The organism is Erythrobacter sp. 'gip.4 top 5' (assembly GCF_056495765.1).
The window spans coordinates 403,516-428,991 of sequence record NZ_CP200270.1 but is presented as its reverse complement, the minus strand read 5'-3'; the positions used below and the strand labels follow the sequence as shown (position 1 = coordinate 428,991).

General features: G+C 60.0%; 22 protein-coding genes and 1 pseudogene. 17 read left to right on the top strand and 6 right to left on the bottom strand.

The window, feature by feature from the left end; translation table 11 throughout:
* The first annotated feature begins 48 nt into the window (after positions 1–48).
* Both ACRANW_RS02060 and ACRANW_RS02055 read left to right on the top strand, forming a co-directional pair.
* A complete protein-coding gene (locus ACRANW_RS02060; RefSeq protein ID WP_479432909.1) occupies positions 49–246 on the top strand; it encodes a transcriptional regulator domain-containing protein in 198 nt (65 codons plus the stop codon).
* Positions 164–820 (top strand): DUF2285 domain-containing protein, encoded by a 657-nt coding sequence (locus tag ACRANW_RS02055; RefSeq protein ID WP_479432908.1) that lies wholly within the window; start codon positions 164–166, stop codon positions 818–820. Before ACRANW_RS02060 ends, ACRANW_RS02055 begins: the two co-directional genes overlap by 83 nt.
* A 174-nt stretch (positions 821–994) precedes the next feature.
* Here ACRANW_RS02055 and ACRANW_RS02050 read toward each other — a convergent pair.
* Both ACRANW_RS02050 and ACRANW_RS02045 read right to left on the bottom strand, forming a co-directional pair.
* Positions 995–2,361 (bottom strand): IS3 family transposase gene (locus ACRANW_RS02050; protein WP_479431339.1). Its coding sequence is split into 2 segments (ribosomal slippage): positions 995–2,008 and positions 2,011–2,361, totalling 1,365 coding nucleotides; the frame shifts between segments, so codons are not numbered across the junction.
* A gap of 86 nt (positions 2,362–2,447) precedes the next feature.
* Positions 2,448–2,827, bottom strand: a pseudogene (locus ACRANW_RS02045) (transposase); the annotation flags it as partial.
* Between the two features lie 175 nt (positions 2,828–3,002).
* Here ACRANW_RS02045 and ACRANW_RS02040 point away from each other — a divergent pair.
* Both ACRANW_RS02040 and ACRANW_RS02035 read left to right on the top strand, forming a co-directional pair.
* Positions 3,003–4,286: a TraB/TrbI/VirB10 family type IV secretion system protein gene (locus tag ACRANW_RS02040; protein WP_479432907.1), complete on the top strand. Its 1,284-nt coding sequence runs from the start codon at positions 3,003–3,005 to the stop codon at positions 4,284–4,286.
* Positions 4,283–4,510 carry a DUF2274 domain-containing protein gene (locus ACRANW_RS02035; protein ID WP_479432906.1) on the top strand — a complete coding sequence of 76 codons (228 nt, stop codon included), beginning with the start codon at positions 4,283–4,285 and terminating at the stop codon, positions 4,508–4,510. The genes ACRANW_RS02040 and ACRANW_RS02035 overlap by 4 nt, the downstream gene beginning before the upstream one ends.
* Here ACRANW_RS02035 and ACRANW_RS02030 read toward each other — a convergent pair.
* Positions 4,498–5,394: a LysR family transcriptional regulator gene (locus ACRANW_RS02030; RefSeq protein ID WP_479432905.1), complete on the bottom strand. Its 897-nt coding sequence runs from the start codon at positions 5,392–5,394 to the stop codon at positions 4,498–4,500. The two genes, ACRANW_RS02035 and ACRANW_RS02030, sit on opposite strands and share 13 nt — an antisense overlap.
* A 205-nt stretch (positions 5,395–5,599) precedes the next feature.
* Here ACRANW_RS02030 and ACRANW_RS02025 point away from each other — a divergent pair, with 205 nt between their 5' ends.
* From ACRANW_RS02025 to ACRANW_RS01995, 7 genes are all read left to right on the top strand, one after another.
* A complete protein-coding gene (locus ACRANW_RS02025; RefSeq protein WP_479433988.1) occupies positions 5,600–6,364 on the top strand; it encodes an NYN domain-containing protein in 765 nt (254 codons plus the stop codon).
* Positions 6,365–6,560: 196 nt separating this feature from the next.
* A complete protein-coding gene (locus tag ACRANW_RS02020) occupies positions 6,561–7,538 on the top strand; it encodes an ArdC family protein (protein WP_479432904.1) in 978 nt (325 codons plus the stop codon).
* On the top strand, positions 7,535–7,933 hold the full coding sequence (locus tag ACRANW_RS02015) for a DUF2958 domain-containing protein (protein WP_479432903.1): 399 nt from the start codon (positions 7,535–7,537) through the stop codon (positions 7,931–7,933). Before ACRANW_RS02020 ends, ACRANW_RS02015 begins: the two co-directional genes overlap by 4 nt.
* A gap of 138 nt (positions 7,934–8,071) precedes the next feature.
* Complete coding sequence (locus ACRANW_RS02010) at positions 8,072–10,189, top strand: ParB/RepB/Spo0J family partition protein (RefSeq protein ID WP_479432902.1); 2,118 nt, start codon at positions 8,072–8,074, stop codon at positions 10,187–10,189.
* A 134-nt stretch (positions 10,190–10,323) separates the two neighbouring features.
* Positions 10,324–10,830, top strand: a complete 507-nt coding sequence (locus tag ACRANW_RS02005) for a hypothetical protein (protein WP_479432901.1) — start codon at positions 10,324–10,326, stop codon at positions 10,828–10,830.
* 71 nt (positions 10,831–10,901) lie between these two features.
* Positions 10,902–11,378, top strand: a complete 477-nt coding sequence (locus ACRANW_RS02000) for a hypothetical protein (RefSeq protein WP_479432900.1) — start codon at positions 10,902–10,904, stop codon at positions 11,376–11,378.
* Positions 11,375–12,190, top strand: a complete 816-nt coding sequence (locus ACRANW_RS01995) for a DUF7007 domain-containing protein (RefSeq protein WP_479432899.1) — start codon at positions 11,375–11,377, stop codon at positions 12,188–12,190. Before ACRANW_RS02000 ends, ACRANW_RS01995 begins: the two co-directional genes overlap by 4 nt.
* A gap of 183 nt (positions 12,191–12,373) precedes the next feature.
* Here ACRANW_RS01995 and ACRANW_RS01990 read toward each other — a convergent pair whose 3' ends face one another.
* From ACRANW_RS01990 to ACRANW_RS01980, 3 genes are all read right to left on the bottom strand, one after another.
* Positions 12,374–12,979, bottom strand: coding sequence for a class I SAM-dependent methyltransferase (locus ACRANW_RS01990; protein ID WP_479432898.1), 606 nt, complete (start codon positions 12,977–12,979; stop codon positions 12,374–12,376).
* A gap of 84 nt (positions 12,980–13,063) precedes the next feature.
* Positions 13,064–14,124 (bottom strand): IS630 family transposase gene (locus ACRANW_RS01985; protein WP_479431320.1). Its coding sequence is split into 2 segments (ribosomal slippage): positions 13,064–13,632 and positions 13,632–14,124, totalling 1,062 coding nucleotides; the frame shifts between segments, so codons are not numbered across the junction.
* Positions 14,125–14,162: 38 nt separating this feature from the next.
* Entirely contained in the window at positions 14,163–14,570 is a 408-nt protein-coding gene (locus ACRANW_RS01980; RefSeq protein ID WP_479432897.1) for a hypothetical protein, read from the bottom strand.
* A gap of 66 nt (positions 14,571–14,636) precedes the next feature.
* Here ACRANW_RS01980 and ACRANW_RS01975 point away from each other — a divergent pair, with 66 nt between their 5' ends.
* The 6 genes from ACRANW_RS01975 (at position 14,637) to ACRANW_RS01950 (ending at position 25,390) form a co-directional block, all read left to right on the top strand.
* The gene (locus ACRANW_RS01975; protein WP_479433987.1) at positions 14,637–15,806 is read left to right on the top strand and encodes a cysteine desulfurase family protein; all 1,170 of its coding nucleotides are present in this window, start codon (positions 14,637–14,639) and stop codon (positions 15,804–15,806) included.
* 9 nt (positions 15,807–15,815) lie between these two features.
* A complete protein-coding gene (locus tag ACRANW_RS01970; RefSeq protein WP_479432896.1) occupies positions 15,816–16,736 on the top strand; it encodes a DUF4007 family protein in 921 nt (306 codons plus the stop codon).
* Positions 16,733–20,041 carry a hypothetical protein gene (locus tag ACRANW_RS01965; protein ID WP_479432895.1) on the top strand — a complete coding sequence of 1,103 codons (3,309 nt, stop codon included), beginning with the start codon at positions 16,733–16,735 and terminating at the stop codon, positions 20,039–20,041. Before ACRANW_RS01970 ends, ACRANW_RS01965 begins: the two co-directional genes overlap by 4 nt.
* Positions 20,038–20,877 carry a phosphoadenosine phosphosulfate reductase family protein gene (locus ACRANW_RS01960; protein ID WP_479432894.1) on the top strand — a complete coding sequence of 280 codons (840 nt, stop codon included), beginning with the start codon at positions 20,038–20,040 and terminating at the stop codon, positions 20,875–20,877. Before ACRANW_RS01965 ends, ACRANW_RS01960 begins: the two co-directional genes overlap by 4 nt.
* A gap of 89 nt (positions 20,878–20,966) precedes the next feature.
* Entirely contained in the window at positions 20,967–23,351 is a 2,385-nt protein-coding gene (locus tag ACRANW_RS01955; protein WP_479432893.1) for a sensor histidine kinase, read from the top strand.
* Complete coding sequence (locus ACRANW_RS01950; protein ID WP_479432892.1) at positions 23,348–25,390, top strand: hypothetical protein; 2,043 nt, start codon at positions 23,348–23,350, stop codon at positions 25,388–25,390. The genes ACRANW_RS01955 and ACRANW_RS01950 overlap by 4 nt, the downstream gene beginning before the upstream one ends.
* Positions 25,391–25,476 lie beyond the last annotated feature (86 nt).

Below are 25,476 nucleotides of genomic sequence, written 5' to 3'. Positions count from 1 at the left end.
GTAACATGATCGTCCGATTCCCAAAAAAGACCTCACAGGAGAGCTGTGATGGAGGACAAGCCCGATTGGCGTTCGGAGAGTTACGCCAAAACATTTGAAACGCATGATCGTGCGGACTTCGCGCAGGAGTTCCTGCGCCGCAATCCTGAATACCGCGATCAATATGCTCGGGCTATTGACGCAGCGCCGCTCGCGCGCAAGCGTCTGGCCAGGCACTGGGGGTTGGTCTTTCGCAGCCGACCCTGATCCCTCTCCAACCCGGCGCCCCGTCATCTGGGAACCCTCTGTCGCTGCAGCCATCCTCCAGCTGCGGCCAGATTCAAGCAGCTGCAGCGGCTATAACGCACGCACGATCGTCGGTGACGCAACCATCATCATTCAGCACGCCGAAGGTGCGCAACTGCACATTGTCCTCGCTTCATCCGGACGGCGCCACCGGCTGACCATCACCGGTAACCCGTCGGATGCTGAACCCCTTGCCTATATGCTGCCCACCGACAGCTTTTGGGAACTGCGCCGCGCGGCGATGTCTGCCTTTCACGAACAGATCCATCTGAGTCTTCTGCGTCCCAGACCAGCTTGCCTTGATCCGGGCCGCTCAGAACGTTGGCGGCTGATCCAATGGTTGAGGTTGCTTGATGCGTTACCGGAAGGTGTCAGCGCGCGTGACCTGGCGGTTGAACTGATCGCCCGCGATGCTCGCCGCTATTCCGCAGCCGAGTGGGACGGATCAAGTGAACGCAAACGGATTGCGCGCTGGCAGCGCCAAGCGCTTGCCGTTCGCGACGGCGGCTATCTTCGCCTGTTGAACGGCCACTAATCGGGACATTCCGACGCGCAGTCATATGTCCGTTCACCCAACGCCCTAAAAATCCGAACTCTCGCCTCCTGTCCGCCGGTGCAACCCCTTGTGTCCGGCATGTCCGTCGTCAGAACATTTGGCGCAATGTGCGGCGTAGATTAGCGGAGTGCGGGCCTCGTCTGGGGTTTGGTTTTAGGCGGCGAGCTTGCGGTGTTGCAAGCGCCGATGTTCGATGGTCTGTCGCTTGATCCTTTCGCGCTGTTTGATGATGGCCGGTGCCCTGCCGAAGTAGACGTCGGCGGGCGTCACGTTGCACAGCGCTTCATGGTAGCGCTGGTGGTTGTAGTGCTCGACGAACGTCTCGATCTGGGTCTCAAGGTCGCCGGGCAGGAAGTAGTTTTCCAGCAGGATGCGGTTTTTGAGGGTCTGGTGCCAGCGCTCGATCTTACCCTGGGTCTGCGGATGCATCGGAGCGCCGCGCACATGGCTCATCTTGTTGGCCTCGATGTATTCCGCCAGTTCGCCCGCGATGTAGCTGGGGCCGTTATCGCTGAGCAGTCTGGGCTTGTGCAGCACCGTTGCACTGTCGCATCCTGATGCGGCGAGCGCCATGTCCAGCGTGTCGGTCACATCCTCTGCCCGCATGTTGGTGCACAACTTCCAGGCGATGATGTAGCGCGAGAAGTCGTCGAGGACGGTCGATAGATACATCCAGCCCCACCCGATAATCTTGAAGTAGGTAAAATCGGTTTGCCACATCTCGTTCGGGCGGGTGGTCTTGGTGTGGAACTGATCGGCAGCCTTGATCACGACGTAGGCCGGGCTCGTGATCAGATCATGGGCCTTCAGCAGGCGGTAAACCGTGGCTTCGGACACAAAGTATTGGCGTTCATCGGTAAATCGCACGGCCAGCTCGCGCGGTGACAGCTCGGACTGCTCCAGCGCCATTTCGATGATCTGGTCCTGCACCTCGGGCGCGATGCGGTTCCACACCCGGCTCGGCGCTGACGGTCGATCCGCGAGCGCCTCCAGGCCACCATCGAGGTAGCGGTCATACCAGCGGTAGAACGTCCGACGGGCAATGCCGAGCTTATCCAGCGTCCGCTTGGCGGGCAGGTGCGACTGCTCGACGATCCTGATGATCTCCAGCTTTTCAGAAGCAGGATACCTCATTCGTCGTCGCCCCCATCCGCGATCATGCTTTTTTTAAGCAGGCGGTTCTCGAGCGTCAGGTCAGCTACGCATTCCTTCAAGGCGCGGGCTTCGCGGCGCAGATCCTGCACCTCGCCGGTGGTCGCGGCACGGGCGGTGTCGCCGGCCAACCGGCGCTTGCCGGCTTCCATGAACTCCTTCGACCAAGTGTAATACAGGCTCTGAGCGATGCCTTCCTTGCGGCACAGCTCGGCAATGCTGTCTTCGCCGCGCAGGCCGTCCAGCACGATGCGGATCTTGTCTTCGGCCGAGAAGTGTCGGCGGGTTGCACGCCGGATGTCCTTCACCACTCGCTCAGCAGGGGCCTTCTTGGGAGGGGATTTTTTCAAGGAGGATTGGGTCTTCATCTTCGTTCCTTCGTCACTACGACGAAGCCCCAACCCTCCTTAAATCACAACCTCAAATCTGTGCCATTGGTGCTGACGGGGGACAGTCGCCCCCATCCGCGATCATGCTTTTTTTAAGCAGGCGGTTCTCGAGCGTCAGGTCAGCTACGCATTCCTTCAAGGCGCGGGCTTCGCGGCGCAGATCCTGCACCTCGCCGGTGGTCGCGGCACGGGCGGTGTCGCCGGCCAACCGGCGCTTGCCGGCTTCCATGAACTCCTTCGACCAAGTGTAATACAGGCTCTGAGCGATGCCTTCCTTGCGGCACAGCTCGGCAATGCTGTCTTCGCCGCGCAGGCCGTCCAGCACGATGCGGATCTTGTCTTCGGCCGAGAAGTGTCGGCGGGTTGCACGCCGGATGTCCTTCACCACTCGCTCAGCAGGGGCCTTCTTGGGAGGGGATTTTTTCAAGGAGGATTGGGTCTTCATCTTCGTTCCTTCGTCACTACGACGAAGCCCCAACCCTCCTTAAATCACAACCTCAAATCTGTGCCATTGGTGCTGACGGGGGACAGTTTGATCGGGCCGAGCTTCGGTTGGGGGCTGGGCGAAGTGCCCGCCACGTTCGGATCGAGCGCGAAACCGCACGCCGCCGGGGGCGCACATGAACCCGCAGCGCCCGGTGGACCCAATTCCTTCCAGCGAAAGCCCGGAAGTCGATCTCGATTCACCACCAGAGGAAGCGCCCGTGGCACCGGCTAGCGCGGATGGCTTTCGTCTTGGCGGAGAGCCCCCTCGCGTCATGCGCCTGTCGCGCAAGGCGCTTGCGACAATCGGTGTCGCCGCGAGCCTCGGCATTGGTGGTTCGCTGATTTATGCACTTCAGCCCAAAACCCAAGTGCCGCAGGAAAACCTCTATGACACCAACAGCCGCAATCGCGCCGATCAGGTGACGGGCGCGCCAGCCAACTACAGCGACGTACCCAAATTGGGGCCACCGCTGCCGGGGGATCTGGGGCGACCGATTGTCGCTGCCCAGCAGGACGGCCAGAACGTTCCGATCCCGCCGATCGGACCGTCCGACAATGGTACGCAGCCGCCAGATCCAAGGGTTGCAGCAGCGCAGCAGGCGCGCGATCGCGCCGCGCAGGAACGCGACAGCGCAAGAACCAGTCAGCTGTTTCTGGCAGGCAATACCGGCGCCAGCGACAATCGCGCTGCCGCGCCTCCCGGCCCGCTGCCTGCGGTTGCTGCTGTTGCCACTGGCAATCCTGCTCAGCCTGCCGCGGTCACGCCCGTATCGAACCGCCGTGCATTTCTTGACCAGCGCGGAGCGCGCGGGACGGAAAGTACAGAACGCATCATGCGCCTTGTATCGCCCCATGTCGTACAATCAGGAAGCATCATTCCCGCCGCACTGATCACCGGTATTCGCTCGGACCTTCCCGGCCAGATCACAGCGCAGGTCACGCAGAATGTCTATGACAGCCCGACCGGCCGCATTCTGCTGATACCGCAAGGATCACGTCTCATTGGCGAGTATGACAGTGACGTCGCTGCCGGGCAGAACCGGGTGCTCCTGGCATGGGATCGCCTCATTTTGCCGGGCGGCCATTCGATCCTGCTCGACCGCCTGCCGGGCGCCGATGCCGCTGGTATGGCAGGACTGGAAGATCGCACCGATTTTCATTGGGGCAACATGCTGAAGGCCGCCCTGATTTCGACGCTGCTGGGGGCGGGGACCGAGCTGGTCGCCAGTGACGACAGCGACCTTGTCCGTGCGCTACGCTTCGGCACGCAGGATACGGTCAACCAGACCGGGCGGCAAGTGGTGCAGCGGCAGTTGAACGTGCCGCCGACCCTGACCGTACGCCCAGGCTTTGCACTGAGGGTCATCGTCACACGTGATCTGATACTCGAGCCATTCCAGACAGGAGCGCCGCGATGACTCGCCTTAAACTGACCGACATAACCGATGAGAAGCCCGTTCGGTTGTCGCTGGAAATCCCTGCTAGATTGCACCGGGATCTGACTGCCTACGCCGTGGCAGTGAACGGCGGCGATCCCAAGGGCGCACCCACAGTCGAGCGCCTCGCTTCCGTCATGCTTGAGCGGTTTATCACCACGGACCGGGCCTTTGCCAAAGTGCGCAGAACGCCTCAGGCAGGGTAACGCTCGTTGATCAGCGTGAAGAAGCGCTGCAGCGCGGGGTTTTTATTGTCCTCGCGCCAATAGACCGAGAATTCCAGTCGGGCCGTGCCGTTGGTATCATGGACTTCCCGGAAGTTGAGATCTGGCCAAGTCACCCCCTGCGAAGCTTCGGTCGCAACGGTGATGAAACGACCGACCGACACAATGCTGAGGACGCTTTCGAGGTTTGTGTCCTGGACGATAATATTCGGGCGATAGCCCTGCTCGGTGAGGCGCGCCGCCAGCAGATTGGCGACGATTGGCCCAATGCCGCTGCTTGGCACCACGAAAACCTCGCGGCGAAGATCGGTCCAGTAGATCCGTTCGTTCTCGAGTAGCTTGTGGCCATCAAGCAGGGTGACCATCAAGCGATCCGACCAGACCCGCCGCGAGCAAATGCCGCTTTCCTCGGTGCCGGTCGGTGCAACCGCAACGTCGATCGTACGCGATTGCAGGCAATGCATCAGCTTCTTCGGACCAGCCTCGACCCCATCGAACTGGACGTCGGGAAACCGGGTCAAATAGTCGGAGAAGGTCTGTTTGAGATTGCCGGCCATCAAGGATGAGCTGTAACCGACTGCAAGACGGCCCTGTTCGCCGTAACTGACCGCTCGCGCCGTTGTCTGCAGATTGTCGATATCGGTGAGGATACGCCTTGCAGTTTCGATGAAAACCTTGCCCATCTCGGTTGGTTCTGCGCCGCGGTTCGAGCGCGTGAACAGCTTGATGCCGAGCTGATCTTCCAGCTGTGTCACGCGCTGACTGAGCGTCGATTGCCGCATGTTCAGAGGCGAAGCGGCGCGGGACAGACTGCTCAAATCGGCCGTGAGAACCGCGTAGCGCAATTGCCGAGCTTCGATCGTCACGCTGCTTGCTCCCCTGCCCATTATGTTGCTGATCATTGAGGCGAAATCTGATCGATTTCGCAACATTAATCCGCTGCGTTGGTCAAGATTGGGACGCCGATCGGTGTTTGTACTTGTGTGTTGTGCGAAGTTCATGGTGCCTGATTGCAAAACGGGCGGCCCTTTCTTGGAGGAAGCCTTAACGCCTGCGTGCTATCCAACTTCAATGTCCATTGAACCTCGCGCCCCGCGTCTTGCTGTCCTGATTGACGCAGACAACGCGTCATCCCGCATCGCCACCCGCCTCTTTGAAGAAATTGCGAAAATCGGCGAGGCCAGCGTCCGCAGGATCTACGGAGACTTTTCCGGTACCCGCCTCAAATCCTGGGCAGACGTGCTGTCGACACATGCAATTCGGGCGCAGCAGAACTTTGCCTACACCACTGGCAAGAATGCATCTGACATCGCGCTCGTGATCGACGCGATGGACTTGCTCCATGCTGGACGCTTCGATGCCTTTTGTCTGGTTTCCTCTGACAGTGACTTCACCGGTCTGGCCGCCCGCATCCGCGAGCAGGGCATAGACGTCTATGGTTTTGGCGAGCAGAAAACGCCCGAAAGCTTTCGTCAGGCCTGCCGCCGGTTCATCTACACCGAGAACCTGTTGCCAGAGGCGCCCACTTCAGAGGAGCCCGAACGGGCCGATCTTCGCCCAGCGGCCGCCAAACAATCGCCGAGCGCCGCTGCACCGCTTATTCGCAAGGCCATTGCCCAACTGGACGACGATGGCGGCTGGGTGCCATTGGGCCGCGTTGGCCAACGCCTCGCCGAGCTGGCGTCGGACTTTGATCCGCGCACTTATGGTCAAGCAAAGCTCAGCGATTTGGTCGAGAAAGCAGGCGCGTTTGAAGCGCGGAGAACGGATACTGGCCATGTGCAAATTCGGTTGAAGGTGGCTGGAAACAAGCCAAAGCCTACAAAGCCTAATTAGCGTCCCTCATACCGATCTTTCGATAAGATTGCGGGGAAGGCCTTCCCCTGCCGCTGAGCCCACCGGTCTCATCAGACCCCTTCGTGCGGAACTGCCGCCCCGCAACGCCCCGCGAGAGGAAGAGGAGCGGGATTGTCCCGTGACGGGCTGAGAGCGGCGAGAGAGGCTCGCTGCGGGTCCGCCGCGGAGACCTGCCATGGCGCAACGACATATTGCCCGCTCAAACCCTGAGCGAACCAATCTTTACCAACAAATCACAGACCGGATCATCGCTGATCTCGAGGCCGGGCGCGTCCCATGGGTTCAACCCTGGGGTTCTGCTAACGTCGGCATCGGCATGCCGCACAACGCCGTCAGTTCCCGCCGATACAGCGGCATCAATGTGCTCACCCTCTGGCACGCGGTCGTCTCCCGAGGGTTTTCGAGCCATGCCTTCCTGACGTTCCGGCAGGCTGCCGCCTTGGGCGGCTCTGTGCGTCGCGGCGAACGCGGCGTCGGTATCATCTACACCCGCCGCTTTGTGCCTAGCAGCGAACGCCGCCGCGCGGATACCGAGGGCACCACAACCAGTGGCGGGATCCCGTTCCTCAAGCATTTCACGGTGTTCTCGGTCGACCAGTGCGACGACCTTCCCGAACATATCTGCTTGCCGCCGCCGCCCATCCCGGAGGGCCTGATCCTGCCACACGCCGAAGACCTGATCGCAGCGACGGGTGCCGACTTCCGCATCGGTGGCCCGTCCGCCTATTACAGCCCGGGGCATGACTATGTGGCGGTGCCGCGGCCCGACGATTTCCATGAGCCGATCAACTGGCATCGCACGGCTTTTCACGAACTGGGCCATTGGACGGGTCATGCCACCCGGCTTGGCCGCGATCAGACCGGCAGCTTCGGCTCCAAGGACTATGGCCGGGAAGAACTGGTGGCCGAAATGGCCGGTGCCTTCGTCTGCGCCGCGCTTGGGATTGTGCCAAGCGTTCGCCACGCTGACTACATCGGCTCGTGGCTTCAGATTATCCGGGAAGACAATCGCGCCATCCTGCGCGCCGCCAGCGCTGCCTCCAAGGCGGCAGATTATATCCTTGCCTGTCGTGACACCGCATCGAGCGGCCTTGATGTCGCTGGTGAGGACGAAGCGGACGGCTTCGAGGCAGAAGGGAGGCTGGCGGCATGAACCTCCTCACCCCCGAAATCCGCGCAGCCTTGCTGGCAAACATGCACGCACGCCGCAATGCGCTGGCACAGGGCAGACGGGAGCCTGATCCCGTTCCCGTTGCCCGCTTCTTCAATCCGCTCGGCGCGGCCACTTGGCTTGCCACCGAACTCGACGAGGACGGCATCCTGTTCGGCCTCGCTGATCTCGGCCTTGGCTGCCCTGAACTCGGCAGCTTTTCGTTGCGGGAATTGCAGTCGCTTCGCCTGCCGTTCGGCCTTGGAATCGAGCAGGATATTCTCTTCGAAACCGCGTTGCCCATCTCGGCCTACGTCGCGGCAGCCCGTCAGGCGGGTTCGATCCTGGGTGCTGAAAAACTGCTCAGGGAACGCGCCATGTCAGAAGGGGATGGCTGAAATCTGGCAGCATGGGAGCTTGCCAAATCGCGGGGTGGTCCGCCTGCGGCGGCCCCAGAGGAAGAGGAAGGCAGGGCCTTCGTGACGGGCTTGGAAGCCGAGAGAGTGTCTCGCGGCGGCCCGTCATGGAGACCTGCAATGGCCAAACAGCCTGCAAAAATCACCCTCAGCCCGTCGCGTGACATTCCCTTCGACCAGCTGATCTTGTCCCAATCCAATGTCCGCCGCGTGAAAGCCGGAGTGTCGATTCCCGAGCTTGCCGAGGATATCGCGCGCCGGACTTTGCTTCAGAGCCTCAACGTGCGCCCCGTACTTGATGCCGAAGGTCAGGAGACCGGCATCTTCGAAGTTCCGGCCGGTGGTCGCCGCTACCGCGCCCTTGAGCATCTGGTGAAGCAGAAGCGCCTCGCAAGCACCGCTCCCATTCCCTGCATCGTCAAGGCAGCGGACAATAGCATCTCGGCAGAAGAAGACAGTTACGCCGAAAACGCACACCGCGAGCAGTTGCATCCGCTTGACCAGTTCCGGGCCATGCAGGCCATGATCGACAAGGGTAGCGCCGCTGAAGACATCGCCGCGCATTTCATGACCACGCCCGCCGTCGTGCGCCAGCGTCTCAAGCTGGCGTCGGTCTCGCCGAAACTCCACGATATCTATGCCGAGGACGGCATGTCGCTGGACCAGTTGATGGCGTTCACCGTGTCCGAAGATCATGAGCGCCAGGAGCAGGTGTGGGAAATGCTCACCCACAGCTTCAACAAATCCGCCGCCTACATCCGCCAGCGATTGACGGAAAACAGCATCCGGGTTGCCGACAAGCGGGTACGGTTCGTGACCGTCGATGCCTATGTCGCGGCTGGCGGCGGCGTGATCCGCGACCTGTTCGAGGACGATGACGGGGGCTGGCTCACCGATCCCGCACTGCTCGACCGCTTGGTCGACGCGAGACTTGCCGCCGAGGGCAACCGCCTTGGCACCGAAGGCTGGAAATGGGTGGTGACTGCGGTCGATCTGCCATGGAATGCGACCAACGGACACCGTGAAATCGTTGGCGCAGAATTGCCCATGACTGAGGATGAGCAGGCAAGGCTCACGACGTTTCAGGCTGAAATTGAGCAGATCGAGGCCCAATGGGCTGATGATTCCAATGTGCCGCAGGACGTCTATGCGCGGATCGAAGAGCTTGAGACCGAAATCGGCCAGCTGGTCGACCGGCCCATGACATTCGATCCTGCCGAAATGGCAATCGCGGGTGCCTTTGTGACCATCGAGGCGGATGGGTCGCTTTGCATTGAGCGCGGCTATGTCCGAGCCGAAGACGAACCGGTTGCGGAAGTTGGCGGCGAAGACAATGGCTCCGAGGTCGATCCTGTGTCGGGAGAGCCCATCTCTGGCGCGAACAACGCCGCCCCCGCCGCAGGTGCTAGCGGCTCGGCAACTGCCGGAACTGATGAGGATGATGCCGACGACGACATCCTCAAGCCGCTGCCTGACCGGCTGGTTGCCGACCTGACCGCCTGGCGCACACTCGCGTTGCAGGATGCCTTTGCCCAAAGCCCCGCCACAGCCTTCGCGACGGTGCTGCACGCGCTCGTGCTCGACACTTTCTACAGCTACAGCCGCGAGAGCTGCCTACAATTGTCGCTCAACCGGGTGTCCTTTGCCAATCCACCTGCAGGTTTGCGCGACAGCGCGCCCGCGCGGGCCATCGCCGAGCGCATGAAGCGCTGGGAAGATCGCCTGCCAGAGTCGGACAAGGAACTTTGGGACGCGCTGCTGGCCTTCGACGCCGATGAGCAGGCCAGTCTGTTTGCCCATTGCACGTCGCTCGCGGTGAACGCTCAGGCCGAGATCGTCCCCAAGTACGACAATGGCCGCGTGTCGACGCATAGCGTTGCACGCCGCATCGCTCACAGCCATGTGCTGGCGCATGCCGTCGGCCTTGATGTCGTGGCGGCAGGCTGGAAGCCCACAGTCGATGGCTATTTCCGCAGCGTGACCAAACCGCGCATCCTTGCCGATGTGACAGAAGCGCGCGGCGAGCAGTTCGCTGGCATGATCGATCACCTGAAAAAGAGCGACATGGCCCGCGAGGCGGAACGACTGCTGGAAGATGCCCACTGGCTTCCCGAACCGCTGCGCACGCCCGACGCCGACGGTGGTCCTGGCGCTGCGCCTGACGTTGATCCCGAAGGGCTCGAACTGCCCGCGTTCCTTGATGACGACGAGGCGGCTTACGCGATCGCCGCCGAATGAACTGAATCGCGCAGGTTCAAGTCGTCGCTTGTCTATCCGAAACTCAGGCCCGGCCTTCGCGCCGGGCCGTCTCTTTTTGAGGAGACCTCAAATGCCGAAAACCAGCGCTCCCGTGCCCTGCTGCGGAGGATGCCATGGCTGACTATCATTCACCAACGGTCGTACAGCCCGACATTCCTGTTGCTGCCATGACCCCGCTTGAACGCCGTTTGCTGTGCGAACTGTTCGAGCATGAAGGCAATGACGAAGCACTCTATTTTTTCGCCAGCGATAACGTCGCCGACACGGCCTGGATCGCGACCGCTGAGCTGGTCGAATTGCTTGGCCAAGATGCAGGCATGGTCAACCGCATCGCCGACGTTGTCCGCGCGGAAGTCGCCAAGGGTGATCTTGGCGAAGACGAGTTCGAACTCGATTTCTCGATGATCGGCTATGACCTGATCTTCCAGGATATTGTCCGGCGATCGCCCGATCTTGACCATGTGCAGATCATCGCGGCGTGGACCTGCACGAAGATGCGGCCCGACGGCTTTGGCGGCATGGCGACCGTCATAACGGCTGATGACGTCCATTCGATGTCCACCGCGTCCTACGTCGAGGAGGTGCTCGGCCGTTTGGCCGATCCGCCGCCCTCCACCTGAAATTTCCCGTCCAATCAACCCACCAAGCCCGGCCGCTGCGCCGGGTTTTCGCGTTTTAAGGAGACCTGATAATGTCAGCGCAATACATCTACGATACCGCCCTCTTGGGCAGCCTCATCCGCTATTCGAACGGCGAGCCGCGCCCGCCTGAGCGTTTTCGCCGAAAACTAGCCGCTTGGAACAACGACAATGGCAATGGCCGGCTCGTTGAACGCTATCCCGGCCAGGTTACCGACAACTACTGTTCGCCTGCGCATTTCATGCTGCATCTGGCAACCTACGGCAGTCAAGGCGTCATCGTCATGACCGTGCGGCGCGCCTACAGCGTCGAAAGCCCGCTCAATTTCGAAATCATCGAAACGCCGAAATCTGGGCAGGTGCGTGTCTTGACCACGTTTCGGGATAAGGACGAACTGCGTCACCTCGCAGCCGACATGGCATCGGCAGAAGCATGGATGCGCGACAATCCCTATTCCGGGATGCGCGCCGAGATTGTGACCGACGCTGATCTGGCCGTTCTTTCCTCTGACCTCAGGAGGGCGGCATGAGCGACATCATCGTCGAACATGGCACGACCAGCGATGGCCTTATGGCCGCACGGGTCGATGGGCTCGCCTATATCGCCATTCCGCTCAAGGAAGGCTTCTCGATCGTGTCCGGCTGGAAGCTCAACCGACCGATTTGCGAATGGTCCCGGTCAGATGTCTATTGCGCCGAAAGCGCCGTGGCTGATGAAGTCTCCTTCCGCGCTTATATTGCTCACATCGCGCTACATGTCCGCCAGCGCAACGCGCTCGGCCGCGTCGATACGATCCTGCGCGTTTCCACGCCTTGGGGCATGTCTCAATCCGCGACCATCTATGCTGAGGGCATCGTCTTTCATTCCACTGCCGGTCATGGCGGCTTCAAGCTCGACCGGGCGCGCAATGCGGGGATGGATCCTGCGTTGCGACTATCTGGCGGCTGGTATGAAGAAGACGCCGAATGGGCGCTCGTCGCCGCAGGTTACCCGGACCTGTTCACCTACCGCGAACAGGCGATGGCGGACAGGGCATTGCGGGATTGGTATCCCGATGCTTGGGAAGCCGTCCATGGCCGCGAGTTATCAGCGGCAGAATCTTTCACCCGTGACCACCAGCAGTTTGCACGCCGCCACGAAAAGGACTGGGTGGTGATTTCCGCTGTTCGATCATCCGATCATCCTGGCATGGTAGAGGCGCTGGCCACTGTCGGAGGCGATCGCAATAGCCGCAAAACTCGCCGATTTCTGGTGCGGGCCGGAGAATATGCGGCCGGACGCCATGGGTTTGTTATTGTTCCTGCACTCTACCAAGACATGGCACGCGTGGGAATTTGCTAGCGGCAAGGTGTGGGACCATCCCGAAAGTCAGTTTCAGGCATGTTCACCAACAAATCCGCCGGTAGTGCAGGTTCTCATGCCGCCGTCCGCGATGCCGTCGATGATCGTGATCAAAACTGAAGAAGCGCGTATTTTCGTCGTGACGCTTATCCATTGAGCCCAACATCGCTTCTCTGTCCGAGTTTACTGAGCGCGCTCGAAGATAAAGCTGCGCCAACGATAAGGCTCCCGCCCCAGCGCATCCCCAGCCTCGGCGCGGTCGAGGCAGACCAACCCGGCAGCCGCAGCAGCCGCGAGGATTTCGTCGTCCGAATGTGCAAAGAAAATGTCAACGGACTCACCCGACATTGGCTGGCGGACATTGATCCCGATGCGCCCGCCCGGCGCGAGCAATTCCGTCATAGTCAGGAAGCTCTTAGTCAAGTCAGTCGGCTGGACCAACATCAGCACAGCCGAACAGAGGATTAGATCGAAGCGGCCAAACTCGGCGATTCGCGCTAGGTCAGGTAGCCGGTCATCGATCCAGCGAATGCCAGAGGCGCTCGCCGCCCCGATAGAACGAAGGCCGATGGATGGCTCCACCGCAGTGACGTTAAGGCCATGGACCGCCAGCGCGCGTGCATCTCGGCCGCTGCCCGCGCCAATATCTAGTGCCGCCCCACGCGCCGGCAAGTAGCGGCCCAGCAACGGATGGACTGCAGCGAAACTCACACTGTCATAACGCGCGGCAAAACCCGCTGCGTCGCGATCATAGTAATCAACGGCTTCGCTTTGATCGAATATAGTCATCAATTGCCCGCCTTGGTGGTGGGTGCCTTGGTGAAGTATGCGGCGGGATTGCACGCGGCGATGCCTGATACCAAGTCCCATTGATCAGAACCCATGCGCCCATTGGCGCATGCCGATGGACATGATGCGCCAGGGCTGATCGACGAGCTTGTTCCAAGCGAAGCAGCAATGGTCGACGATGTCGTCGTAGGATGAGAAGATGCGGTTGGAGAGCCAGTTGTCGCGCATGAACTGCCAGACGTTTTCGACGGGGTTGAGCTCCGGGCACCTGGGCGGCAGCGGCATGAGAGTGATGTTGGCGGGCACGACCAGTTCCGCCGAGCCATGCCATCCGGCCTGATCGAGGATCAAGACGGCATGCGCCCCCGGCGCGACGTGGAAGGCGATCTCTTCGAGGTGCATGCTCATGGCCTCGCTGTTGCAACGGGGCATGACGATGCCAGCACCCTTGCCCTCGGCGGGACAGATGGCCCCGAAGATCCAGGCTGAGGCCCGGCGCTGGTCTTTGGGCGCACAGGGCCGGGTTCCGCGCTTGGCCCAGCGGCGGGTGAGCTTGGTCTGTTGGCCTATGCGCGCCTCATCTTGCCACCACAGTTCTATCGCGGTGCCGTGCGGCAAGGATAGTCGGATTTTTGCCAACTGGCCTGCGAAGTTTTTTTAAAATCGGCAATGTCATCCGCTTTCTGGCCACGATGACGAGGGCGGGCCGAGAGCTTGCGGAAGCCCAGCGCGCGCATCTCACGGCTCAGCGTCTGTTTGGTAATCGACAGGCCAAACTCATCCCACACCCACTGCGCCAGATCGATGAGACGCCAGCGGACAACCCCGTGCGCCGCAGGAATCGGGCCTGCTTCAACTTGCTGCGCAAGAGCGCGGCGCTGCTCATCGCTCAGAATCGAGACTTTGCCGGGGGCCTTGCGTGACATCAGCCCGTCCGGGCCATCAGCATTGAAGCGGATCACCCAATCCCGCACGACCTGCAGCGTCACGCCAGCCGCTTTGGCCGCTTCGCTCCGGCTGCTGCCGTCCAGGATCAAGCCCAACGCCAACAACCGCCGTACCTGATCCGGATCGTCACATCGTCGGGAAAATCGGCTCAAATCCCGCGAAGTGAAATCTGATCGAACACCAATCGCCGTCGCCATCGCAAGCCTCCTCGTGCTTGCTCCGGTGAATCAGAAAATCAGCGCCTTGGAAATCCCCCATGAGTCAGCCTCATCGGGATTTGGTATGAGCCGATCGCCGTGAAGAACAGCATCGCGGAGAAAATTCGCACAATGGTGTAATTGCCCTTCGTCCGGCGTTTCCCATCATAGTCCCGAATATCCTCGAGAACCTGCTGCATGACCCAGCGCAAACGCACCAACGCCCCGATCATCAGCAAATTGGCCAGGCATGCGAAGACCAGCAGCATAGATCGCGCCGATGCACTGAGGGCAAAGCTAGCGACCGCAAACCACAGTCCGCCGGTCAGAGACATGATTATCAGCGGCGACTGCCACAGAAATCCATTAAGTGAGCGAAAGTCCTCGCAGCGCTGCTCATAAATTACCTTCTGGTCCCGCGTCGCAGCGGCTACATCGTCACTCATGAATCATACACTCCTCTCCCAACAAATTTACATAGCACGTCGCGCCGTGCGCGAGTGTGCGTGATCATGCGGGCACCAATTTATCTCGACGGCTTTGCCACCTTGCCGCTCTGCCCGGAAGCTCGCAGTGCCATCCTGTCGGTCTGGGACCATCCTGGCAATGCCGGGTCGCCCAACGCGGCCGGAGAACGCGCCGCGAGCATTATCGCCGACGGTCGGGCGGAGGTGGCGGCGCTGATCGGGGCGGCGCCTGGGGAGATCATTTTCACCTCCGGGGCGACCGAAGCCAATAATCTTGCGCTGCTGGGTGTAGCACGAAGTGCTGCGACGGGTGAATTCGGCCGGAAACGGATTATCGTTTCTGCAGTGGAACATAAGGCCGTGCTGGAGCCGGCGCGGATGCTCGAGAAGCAAGGATTTTCGGTCAGCGTCGCTCCGGTCGACAGAGACGGCCGGCTCGATCTCGTCGCTTTCGAAGCCTTGCTCGGTCATGATGTGCTGATCGCGTCGGTGATGTTAGTCAACAATGAGACCGGGGTCATTCAACCGGTCGCCGAGGCTGCTGCCTTGGTCCATGCAGTGGGCGGGCTCATGCACAGCGACGCCGCGCAGGCGGCAGGGAAGATACCAATCGACGTGCTTGACCTCGATGTCGACTATCTCAGCCTGTCGGCGCACAAATTCTATGGTCCGATGGGCGTCGGTGCGCTCTATGTTGGGGCCCATGCACCTAAGCCCGCTCCTTTGGTGCATGGCGGTGGTCAGCAAGATGCGGTTCGTCCCGGTACTGAGCCGGTGGCGTTGATCGCGGGCTTCGGGGCTTCCGCCAAGGTTGCGCGTTCCCGCCTTGAGGGTGATGATTGCCACGGGCGGATGCTCATATGCAGGCTGCTTGAGGAGCTCGCATCGCGGCAATTGCGTTTCCGCCGGATCACTGGAGATGCCGCAGTTGTTCCCGGTAGCGCCGCACTCCAGCTTGCCGACGTCGATGCCGATCAATTGTGTGCCACGGTTGCCCGTGATGTTTCGCTATCCACCGGATCGGCGTGCACATCCGGTCAAATCAAACAGTCACATGTCCTTGAAGCGATTGGAGTTTCCGAAGATGATGCGCGCCACGTCATCCGGATTTTCTGCCATCGCTATCAAGATGTCGATGAAATAGAGGCCGCAGCTGACCGTATTGTAGCCGCCTCAGACCAATCTCGGCTTGCTGCTGGAGAGGTTCGCCAGTAGCGTTTAAGGATGAGGCGAGGAACAGTAAAATTTGATTCGAAAGGGCAGTTTGCGGGCCATGAGACTTTTCCGCTCCGCCTTCTTTGGCTGAAAAAGGCGTTCGACGCCGTCGGCGAGCAGGCAGACGCGAGAACGTTCCAGGAACAAGAGGCTATCACACGCTTCGGCGTCGGCCGCAATATGGCGGCCTCAATGCGATATTGGGCACTGGCAACGGGCTTCTTCAGCGAGCTAGATCGAGTTATCACCCCCACCCCGCTCGGCCGCGCCATCCTCGCCGATGATGGCCTCGACCCTTATCTCGAACAAGCTGCGACGATCTGGCTGGCGCATTGGCGTGTAGCCTCCACGCCCGACATGACAACGACGGCTTATTATGCCTTTAATCACCTCAGTGCGATCGAGTTCGATCCTGCCATGCTCGTCGAAGAATTGTTCGCGCTTGTCGAGGACAATGGCTGGCGGGCGACGCGCGGGACCCTTAAGCGCGACATCGAAGTTTTCCTGCGTAGCTATGTCCGGCGCGGCGACAGCCTCAATGAAGATGCGGCGGAGCCGCTGCTGGCCGAACTCGCGATCATCCGGGAAGCGCGGCTCGGAGGTTGGTATGAGTTTGTGCGTGGTCCCAAACCTAGCCTGCACGACGCAATCTTCGCCTATGCCCTTGGCGATTATTGGGAGCGGTCAGGGGGATCGACCACGCTGACCGCGGAACAAATTTGCTATGCGGCGGGCTCACCGGGCCGTGTTTTCAAGCTCGACGAAGACAGCGTGGTTACGCGCCTGATGCGCCTCGATGACCTGACAGACAGCGCGTGGCAATGGGTCGACACGGCAGGCCTGCGCCAAATCCAGCGGACGGGCGCGTTTGATGCGATGACCACGCTCAACCTCGCTTTTCCCCGTCCAAGCCTGAGGGCTGCTGCATGACCAAGCTCGCTTCGGTGGTAACAATCGACCGCCGGTTCGCGCGTTCGGCACGTCTCGATGCTGACCTCAATGGCACACCCCCTCTGGTTGGCTATGTCCTGCAAGCAAGCGTCGCCAAGGCTCTGACAACACTCGCTGACAGCCAATGTGACAGCCACCAAGGCGCTTACACCTGGACCGGACCATATGGCGGCGGTAAGTCCAGCGCCGCGCTGCTCGTCGCTAATCTGGTCGCTGGCACCAAAGGCAATCGCAAGATCGCGCGCGATATTGCCGGTGAAGCCCTTACCCGACTCTATGTCGAAGCGTTTCCCGAACCCAAAGGGCGCTGGAGGATTGTCGCGGTTACCGGCAGCCGGACCCGCTTGCGCGACGCCATTGTCGAAGCTGCGACCCTCGCGCTCAACTGGAGCTCGGCGCAAGCCGCTGACTATGGCGCAAGCGATGGCGCCCTGATTGCCGCGCTGATTGCTGGTGGCGAAGCTGCGTCGAGCGGCACGCTGCTGATCCTTGACGAACTCGGCAAGTTGCTCGAGCATGAAGCGCTTGAAGGCGGCGATGTGCATTTGCTGCAGGATCTCGCCGAGCGCACGACACGCAGTAAAGGCCGACTCGTCGTCATCGGCATTCTGCACCAGTCGTTTGAGCAATATGCTGCGCGCGCAGCGCGCGATGCCCGTCAGGAATGGGCCAAAGTTCAAGGCCGTTTCCAGGACATCGCCTTCCTCTCCGGGGCCGATGAGACAGTGGCGCTTTTGGGTCGAGCAATCACGGCCGAACATCCAACCGATGCTGTCGAGCGCGCTGCGCTGGTAGCCGAGTCAGTCGCCAAGCGCAGGCCGACGGAAGTTGGAGTTCTCACCAAGGCACTAACCGATACGTGGCCGCTCAACCCCGTCAGCGCCTTGTTGCTCGGACCGATTTCTCGGGCGCGCTTTGCGCAGAATGAACGCAGCGTATTCGGGTTTTTGAGCTCGGCCGAGCCGTCGGGCTTCCAGGAGTTTCTCGAGCATGCCGAGGAGGGCAGCGGGACCTACGATCCTGCGATGTTATGGGATTATATGGTCGCCAATTTCGGCATGTCGCTCGCTGCCGGAAATGACGGCAGTCGCTTCAGCCTCGCCTATGAGGCGATTGAGCGAGCCAGCGCAAAGGGCCAAGGCCTGCATGTTGCGCTGACCAAGTCGGCGGCCATCATCGAATTTTTTCGTAACGGCTCTGGCCTTGCCCTCGCAGATGATTTTCTTGAAGCAGCTGTGCCGGGCGCAACGCCCAAGGCGATCAAATTGGCAATCAAGGATCTGCTCGATTGGGCGATCCTAATCCGTCAGCCCCGGCTTGGCGGCTATGCGCTGTTTGCTGGCAGCGATTTTGATCTCGATGAAGCGATTGGACGCGCAGTGGTGCCGGTCGATTCACTCCAGCTCGAGGGCATTCCGCAGCGGGTGGGTTTCGGCTTTGCGGCCGCCAAGCGGCATTATTTCATGACGGGCGCCCTGCGGACCTTCGAGATCGCGCTGCAGGTGGTGACGCCCGACGACGACGTCGATGGCCTCGTCGAACGCATCCTGGCGCGCCCACAGCGGGGGAGCGGTCTGATGCTTTTGTTGCTGGGCGATGGCACATTGCCGCGCCAAGCGACCGACACGCTCACCAAAGCGACCGCGAAGGCGCTCAATGCGAGCGGGCGCGTTATTGCGCTTGGCGGTGCCAGCGAGAGCTTCGCGCTGCGCAACGCAGCGGCCGAACTAATGGCAGTCGAACGCGTCTTTCGCGAACATCCGCAACTCGAAGGCGATCGCATCGCCCGGCGCGAGATCGCCGCGAGGCAGTCACGTTGCATCGACGAATTGCATCGCAAGCTCGAAGCGGCATTGGAAGGCGCCAAATGGTATCTCTCGCCGTCCCCGGGTAAGTCGCATTGCGAACCGCTTGCGGTCATTGCCAGTATGCTGGCCGATGTCGGCTTTGCCAAAGCGCCGATCCTCAAGAGCGAATTGCTCCAGCGCGACAAACCTTCGTCCAGTGCCATGGCGGCGCTGCGTGACTTGGCTCATGCGATGGTCGGCGGACTTGAACTTAAGCAGCTCGGCATGAAGCAATATCCTGCCGAGCTTGGTCTCTACCTCACGGTACTCAAGCCGTTCGGCTTGCACCGCGAAATCGAATCGGGCCGATTCGATTTTTCCAGCCCGGATGACAGCCTCGAAGGCAAATCACTGCAGCCGGCCTGGGACGTTCTTGACCAAGCTGGCGACGAACCGCTCGACAAAATCTACGCACGTTGGTCCGCGCCTCCATTTGGTATCAAAGGCGGAGTTATGCCGGCGCTGGCGTTGGCATATATGCTCGCCAACCGGGATTTGGTGGCAGTCTATATCGACGGAATCTACCAGACGGCGATCGACGATGTTGTGGTCGATAGGCTGCTGCAAAAGCCCGGCAGCTTCCGTTTGCGGCGCATTGATCGCTCAATACGCGAAATAGCGTTTCTTGGCGGGCTCGCCAAATTGCTGAAGGTCACGGAGAGCAGCGCATCGCTGCCAATCGCTGCGGCCATTTTTCAGCGTTTCGAGGCGTTACCCAATTTTGCCAAACGCACCTTGCGGATTGATGCCGACGCTAAAAGCATTCGCGGCGTTGTGATGAAGTCCGACGATCCCGAGCGGCTGTTGTTCGATGATCTCCCTGCTGCGCTCGGCGATCGGCTATCGCCGGATGTTATCCACAACGCCATCATTACGGCCGAGGCGAGCTATCCGGCGCTGCTCGATGAACTGCGCGTGGCGCTTGGGCGCGCACTCGGCATCGATCATCGGGATTTTGGCGGCATCGCCGAACGCACACAGCTGATCCGCGGCATGACCAACGACTATAACTTCGACGCCTTCGCTGATCGCGCGGCGGCAATCGAACAGGGCACCGGGGATATCGAGAGCTTGGTCAGTGTGCTGCTGCACCGCCCTGCGCGAAACTGGTCGGACCGTGACCGCGAAGAGGCGCTTACCGAAATTGCACGCTATGGCCGACGCTTCCGCGAACTCGAGGCGCTAGCGGTAGTTCGTGACCGGCGCACACATAGCGAGGCGTTAGCGCTGGTGGTCGGCCTCGATCCCCTTGCCCCCCCGCTGATGCGCAGCTTCATTCTCACCGATCAGGAAAAGATGGCGGCTGCGGGCATGGCGGACAAGCTCGTTGCCGCGCTCCGCGCAGACAAAAGGGGCAGTCGCTTGCAGCTGGCGGCGCTGGCACGCGCTGTGGCGACACTTGCCGCCGAAACTGAGGATGAGGCGGAAGCGGCATGACGAACGAACGCCATATTCTCGGGATTTCGGGCGGTCGCGACAGTGCGTCGCTCGCTGTCTATATGCGGCAATACCATCCGCACTTGCCGCTCGAATATTTCTTCACCGACACGGGCAAGGAGCTACCGGAGGTTTATAGTTTTCTGGACAAGCTCGAGGGCTTTCTAGGCAAGCCGATACAGCGGCTTAATCCCGATCGGGACTTCGATTTCTGGCTTGACGAATATGGCAATTTCCTGCCCTCGCCACGCACGCGCTGGTGCACCCGGCAGCTCAAATTGCGCCCGCTCGAGCATTGGTTAAAAGAGGATCTCGAAGCCGGCACCACGATCCATAGCTATGTCGCGATCCGTGCCGACGAGCCGAGCCGGGAGGGCTATCAGGCGACCCATCCCAATATGCGCGTGCATTTTCCATTGCGTGATGCTGGAATAGATCGCGCAGGCGTACTCGAGATCCTTGACCAGTCGGATGTCGGCGAGCCCGAATATTATAAGTGGCGATCGCGTTCTGGCTGCACCTTCTGCTTCTATCAGCAGAAAATCGAATGGGTGCGGCTCGCTGAGAACCACCCCGACCGCTTCGCCGAAGCGATCGATTATGAGAAGACTGCGCTCAAGGACGGCTCGCCCTTTACCTGGAGCCAAGGCGAAAGCCTGACCGAACTGATCGCACCCAACCGCGTCGACCAGATCAAAGCGGATTATGAAAGGCGCCGTGATCGACTCCGCCGCAATCGCCGGATCAATCCGCTTTCGGCCAACACCGCCGAGACGATCGACGATGTCTATGGAATTGACGAGGGTTCAAGCAGCTGTGTGATTTGCCACAAGTGACCAGAGCATATTCAATTGCTGCCGAGCACTGTTCTAATTAAGCGAATGGGCGGCCCTTTGAATCTGGCCGAAAAAGAGGAAAGACAATATTGTTCAAGATAACCGCCCGTACTGTCCTAGAACTCGGCGCGGAACTGATCAGCTCTGATATCATCGCGTTTTACGAGCTCATCAAGAACGGCTTCGACGCAGGTACGAAAAACGGTGTTGAAGTTCGATTTGACATCGTTTTGCCTCGGCATCTGTATCTCCGACAGCGCGACGCTCTACTCAAGTCCATTGCGGACAAGAAGCAGCCGGCGAGCGCGTTGGAGGTACACAAGGGCAAGATTGTCGAGGCGTTCCTGCCAGATTCGGACGCGAAGCTGCGCAGCGGCTTTACCAAAGAGATTGCCGATGCTTCGTCGCTGACCTCACTGCGTGACGCTCTCGATGAGGCACAAGCAAAGTATAATCGGATCTCGGTGGGAGACACCGGATCGGGTATGTCGATCGACGACCTTGAACAAAATTTCCTCGTTATCGGCACACCATCACGAAAGCGTGAGGTAGAGAAAGCAATTGCTGCTGGCGCGACAAAAAGTCCTTACCTCGGAGAAAAGGGCATCGGACGGCTGTCGGCGATGCGACTCGGCGAATATCTGCAGGTTCGCACTGCCCGCGCTGATGATAAACAGATGAACCGCCTAGACATAAATTGGCGAGACTTCGCGCAGATCGACGCCATGCTTGATGAAGTGCCGGTGAAGCCGGTATCCAAAGGTGATAAGGCGACGCCAAGTTGGTCGGGAACGACAATTATTGTTCGCGATCTGCTAGAAAACTGGACCGCGACGCGCGTCGCCGACATGTGTGAATATGACTTTGCGCGGTTGACCGATCCATTCGCCCCGCCGGAAACCCGGCCTCGCATTGCCATTTTTTGGAACGGACAGCGGCAGAACATTCCCGTTATGCCGCGTCGCCTGCTTGATGCTGCCCATGCGCGTGTCGTTGGCGCCTATAAGGTCGTAAAAGGAAAGCCGCTCTTATCCTGTACCGTCGATATCTTCGATCTGGGTTTCGAGCACCCTCCAGAGAGCGAAACAGTGGTCCTGCCATTGGAGGATTTGGAGGGCGCAATCGTTGGGAAAGATGGCGATATTGAAGATACCGCGTTGACCGAGGTGGGGCCGTTCTCCTTTGAAGCCTATTGGTTCAACCGCAGGCGCCTCTCGCGTGTTGATACTACGGGCGAGAACATGGCTTTGCGAGATCTCCAAGAGCAATGGTCGGGCATACTGCTTTTTCGCGACCGTTACCGCGTGTTTCCTTACGGTGAAGACGAGGATGACTGGCTCGAACTCGACAGGCGCGCGCTTCGCCGCAGTGGCTACACACTCAACAAAACCCAGTTTATCGGGCGCGTTGAGATCACCCGTGCAGGCAATCCCGATCTTGCCGATCAGACTAATCGCGAAGGGCTTCGCGTCACGCCGGCACAGAAAGTTTTGCTGCGAGCGATCCGCTATGCCATCCAAGATCGCCTCGGTGGCTTCATGCAGGATGTCGAACGCCAGTATAAGGGGCAGAAAATTGACTTGAGTGAGGCAAAGACACGCGTTGCTGGCTTAGAAGATCGCGCGCGTGCCTCTATCAAGAGACTGCGCCGTGTCGCACGTGACGAAGACCGAGAGGCCGTTGATGAACTCGAACAAACGTTGCTGGAACTGTCTGATTTTGCGGCCAAGGCGCGTGAGCGGATTGCCGAGGTCGAACAAGAGGGTAGGCGCATGGTCGATATGGCGGGCGTCGGACTGATGGTTGAAGTCGTCGCGCACGAACTTGCGCGATCCTCCGAAAATGCGCTCAAGGCGCTGGACAAGTTGCGCACGGCCGACCTGCCTGATCAGGTTCGCGCTCATATAAATACTTTGCGCGCTGAAATGCGCAGCGTGAGCAAGCGTGTCCGTGTCCTAGATCCGTTGAGTGTTAGCGGTCGTCAGCGATCAGAAGCATTTGCCTTAGATGCGTTGATCCGCGAGCAGCTGGACGGCCACGAAGCACAATTCGAGAGGCACGGGGTAACTGTCAAACTCGACCTGCCCAAACGGCCGCTGATGATCCGTGCGGTCAAGGGAATGATCGTACAAATCCTTGAAAACCTTATCTCCAACTCTCTTTACTGGATTGAGATGCGGGCAACCCGGGAGCCTTCACTCAAGCCGGAAATTCGAATTACGCTCGAGAGTGGCCCGCCAACCCTTACGTATGAGGACAATGGCCGGGGAATCGCGCCTTCAAACGCCGATAAGATTTTCAGACCATTTTGGTCCCTCAAAGAGCGCAAGGTGCGCCGAGGCCTCGGACTCTTCATCGCCAAGGAGGCAGCGGAGCGCCACAAGGGATCACTTGTCCTGTCAGACCATATCGATCCAGTGACAGGTCGACTGCACCGGTTCATTCTTGAGCTTCCTGGAGACAGTGAGACGTGACCCTTGCCGCACTCCTTCAGGAACGCGCCATAGAGCGCGCGCTCATCGTTGATGATGCGTGCGATCCAGTGCCGCGGGCAAGGGACCTTGCGGGACAGCAGGGCGAGTGGGCAACCTTCAATGACGATCTCTCGCCGGACGAACGCGCGAGTATCGATTTGCGTTACGTAGCAGGCGCAGCAAAGCCGTTTGCAGAGAAAATAACTGACGACAATTATGTTGCTGCCGTTTGGGAGCTTCGCAAAGAACTCGGAGCGGTCGCGGAACCGCTGTTCGAAAGCTATCTCGCCGACCAGGCACGCGACCTAGACTACGTTCAAAAGGTTCGCGACACGCTGACAGCTCTGGGTCTGGACTGCACCGAACGCGGACGAGAATTCGCGGACCAGGCCATGACGGCCGACGTTATTGTCATCGACCTCTATCTTGGTAGCGCGCAGGATGAGGAGGCGTTCTCAGCATCCCGCGCATTGCTTCGAGACGCCCTGCATCCGCGACGCGCCGAGCCGCCTTTGGTGATCTTGATGTCGAGAAGTACGCGCCTCGGCCAGAACCGCGACATTTTCCGCGATGATGTTGGACTTTTGGAATCGGGATTTCGCATTCTCTCCAAGAAGGACCTCGATCAGGATGGCCTCCTGGAACGGCAGCTCGAGCGCCTTGCCCAGCATGCCAGTGAAACGCGCAAGCTCGCACGCTTTTTCGACAGTCTCGAGCGTGGTGTTGCCGATGCTGCTTCGCGGACGCTACTGCTCGCTCGCCGCCTCCGCCTTTCCGACATTGCCCAGATCCAGCATTTGCTCCTCGACTTTGAAGGGGAGCCGACGGGAAGCTATCTTGTCGACGTCTTCGATCGTGTAATGCAGCACGAGATTGAGCGTGACACTGACGTCATAGCGGCCGCGACGGCGCTCGAAAATTTTCCGACGGCAGAACACCCTCCCCCCTATGTTGCGGGATCGGCCGACCTGCAGGCGCTGGTTGAGCGGATGCTGACGCAGAATCCTGAACGACTACAACTGCGCGGATCCATTCATTCGCCGGTGACGTTCGGCGATTTGCTGCGATTGCCAGAAGCATATGCCGCTGATCGTAGCGCAGCGCTCAAGGCATGGTCCGAGACCGACAATGCGGACGAAGCGGACCGGCCGCTGGCCGAGCCCCTCGACATTGCACCGGGCGAAGTCCTGCTGGTGCTTACGCCAGTGTGCGATCTTCTGCGTGACGCAGCCCAACGTGCTCCCCGCATTCTGTTCCTAGTTGGGTCTCCGGCACCGATGGGGCGGTCCGACTGGCTTTACGGCGTTGATAATCGAACAGTCGCCATTACGATTAACGGGGTGATGTCGTGGATTAAGTGGAACCTGAAGCACGTCGATACACTGTCCTGGGTACAACTCGAACGCGCGATCGCTTGCGACAAACTCGAAGTTTTTGCGCGCCTTCGGGAGTCTCATGCTTTGGAACTCCAGCAACGCGTATTGGCAGGACTGGGCCGGGTCGGCCTTGTCGCGCCGATGCCGGCGACATTTCCTGTTCTTCTGGAAGCTTTCTATTGCGGCCTTGATTATAAGCCAGTGCCCCTACCAGTGGACGAATTAGGCACGGCAGCAGCCTGCTGGGTGGGTCGCGATCAGCAGGGCAAGCCAGTCAGCCGCCTCGTCCTCACTGAAGGAGCGTGCGATAGTCTGGTGGCAGCGCTCACGGCACTGCAAGAAGATCTTGTCGCTGCTGACGCGCGTTCGGCGTTGCAGCTGGCACGCACTTCTGTCGAAATACGGCGAAAGCTGGAGACTGGCTTGGATCTCAAAAGCGTTAACGAAAGTCGCTGGAGCCCGATAAACATTGATCGCAAAGGTCAGCCGACTCCGATCGCGTTGGTTTCCTGGAACCATGATCCTGCATTGGAAGTCTTGCGCGGGGATCGTCCAAAGGCGGGCGTATTGCTCCTCATTCGTGATGCTCAGGACGAGGGGGCTCCGGGCCTTGTTGACCTACAGCGCGACGGTTTGGCCGCTGAGAGTGTAGCACCAGATTGAGCGCCAGTGACTATTTGATACGACATGGCCCTGAGGCTTTCTGCTTGCGAGATCGGCTTTTCACCGACATGCGTGCACAGTTATCG

Excerpts from the sequence above, each read along its gene's own strand:
- ACRANW_RS02035 (WP_479432906.1), top strand. The coding sequence starts at position 4,283 with ATGACTCGCCTTAAACTGACCGACATAACCGATGAGAAGCCCGTTCGG.
- ACRANW_RS02005 (WP_479432901.1), top strand. The coding sequence starts at position 10,324 with ATGGCTGACTATCATTCACCAACGGTCGTACAGCCCGACATTCCTGTT.
- ACRANW_RS02040 (WP_479432907.1), top strand. The coding sequence starts at position 3,003 with ATGAACCCGCAGCGCCCGGTGGACCCAATTCCTTCCAGCGAAAGCCCG.
- ACRANW_RS01975 (WP_479433987.1), top strand. The coding sequence starts at position 14,637 with ATGCGGGCACCAATTTATCTCGACGGCTTTGCCACCTTGCCGCTCTGC.
- ACRANW_RS02060 (WP_479432909.1), top strand. The coding sequence starts at position 49 with ATGGAGGACAAGCCCGATTGGCGTTCGGAGAGTTACGCCAAAACATTT.
- ACRANW_RS02015 (WP_479432903.1), top strand. The coding sequence starts at position 7,535 with ATGAACCTCCTCACCCCCGAAATCCGCGCAGCCTTGCTGGCAAACATG.
- ACRANW_RS02055 (WP_479432908.1), top strand. The coding sequence starts at position 164 with ATGCTCGGGCTATTGACGCAGCGCCGCTCGCGCGCAAGCGTCTGGCCA.
- ACRANW_RS02000 (WP_479432900.1), top strand. The coding sequence starts at position 10,902 with ATGTCAGCGCAATACATCTACGATACCGCCCTCTTGGGCAGCCTCATC.
- ACRANW_RS02025 (WP_479433988.1), top strand. The coding sequence starts at position 5,600 with ATGTCCATTGAACCTCGCGCCCCGCGTCTTGCTGTCCTGATTGACGCA.
- ACRANW_RS01970 (WP_479432896.1), top strand. The coding sequence starts at position 15,816 with ATGAGGCGAGGAACAGTAAAATTTGATTCGAAAGGGCAGTTTGCGGGC.
- ACRANW_RS01960 (WP_479432894.1), top strand. The coding sequence starts at position 20,038 with ATGACGAACGAACGCCATATTCTCGGGATTTCGGGCGGTCGCGACAGT.
- ACRANW_RS02020 (WP_479432904.1), top strand. The coding sequence starts at position 6,561 with ATGGCGCAACGACATATTGCCCGCTCAAACCCTGAGCGAACCAATCTT.
- ACRANW_RS01990 (WP_479432898.1), bottom strand. The coding sequence starts at position 12,979 with ATGACTATATTCGATCAAAGCGAAGCCGTTGATTACTATGATCGCGAC.
- ACRANW_RS02010 (WP_479432902.1), top strand. The coding sequence starts at position 8,072 with ATGGCCAAACAGCCTGCAAAAATCACCCTCAGCCCGTCGCGTGACATT.
- ACRANW_RS01980 (WP_479432897.1), bottom strand. The coding sequence starts at position 14,570 with ATGAGTGACGATGTAGCCGCTGCGACGCGGGACCAGAAGGTAATTTAT.
- ACRANW_RS01965 (WP_479432895.1), top strand. The coding sequence starts at position 16,733 with ATGACCAAGCTCGCTTCGGTGGTAACAATCGACCGCCGGTTCGCGCGT.
- ACRANW_RS01995 (WP_479432899.1), top strand. The coding sequence starts at position 11,375 with ATGAGCGACATCATCGTCGAACATGGCACGACCAGCGATGGCCTTATG.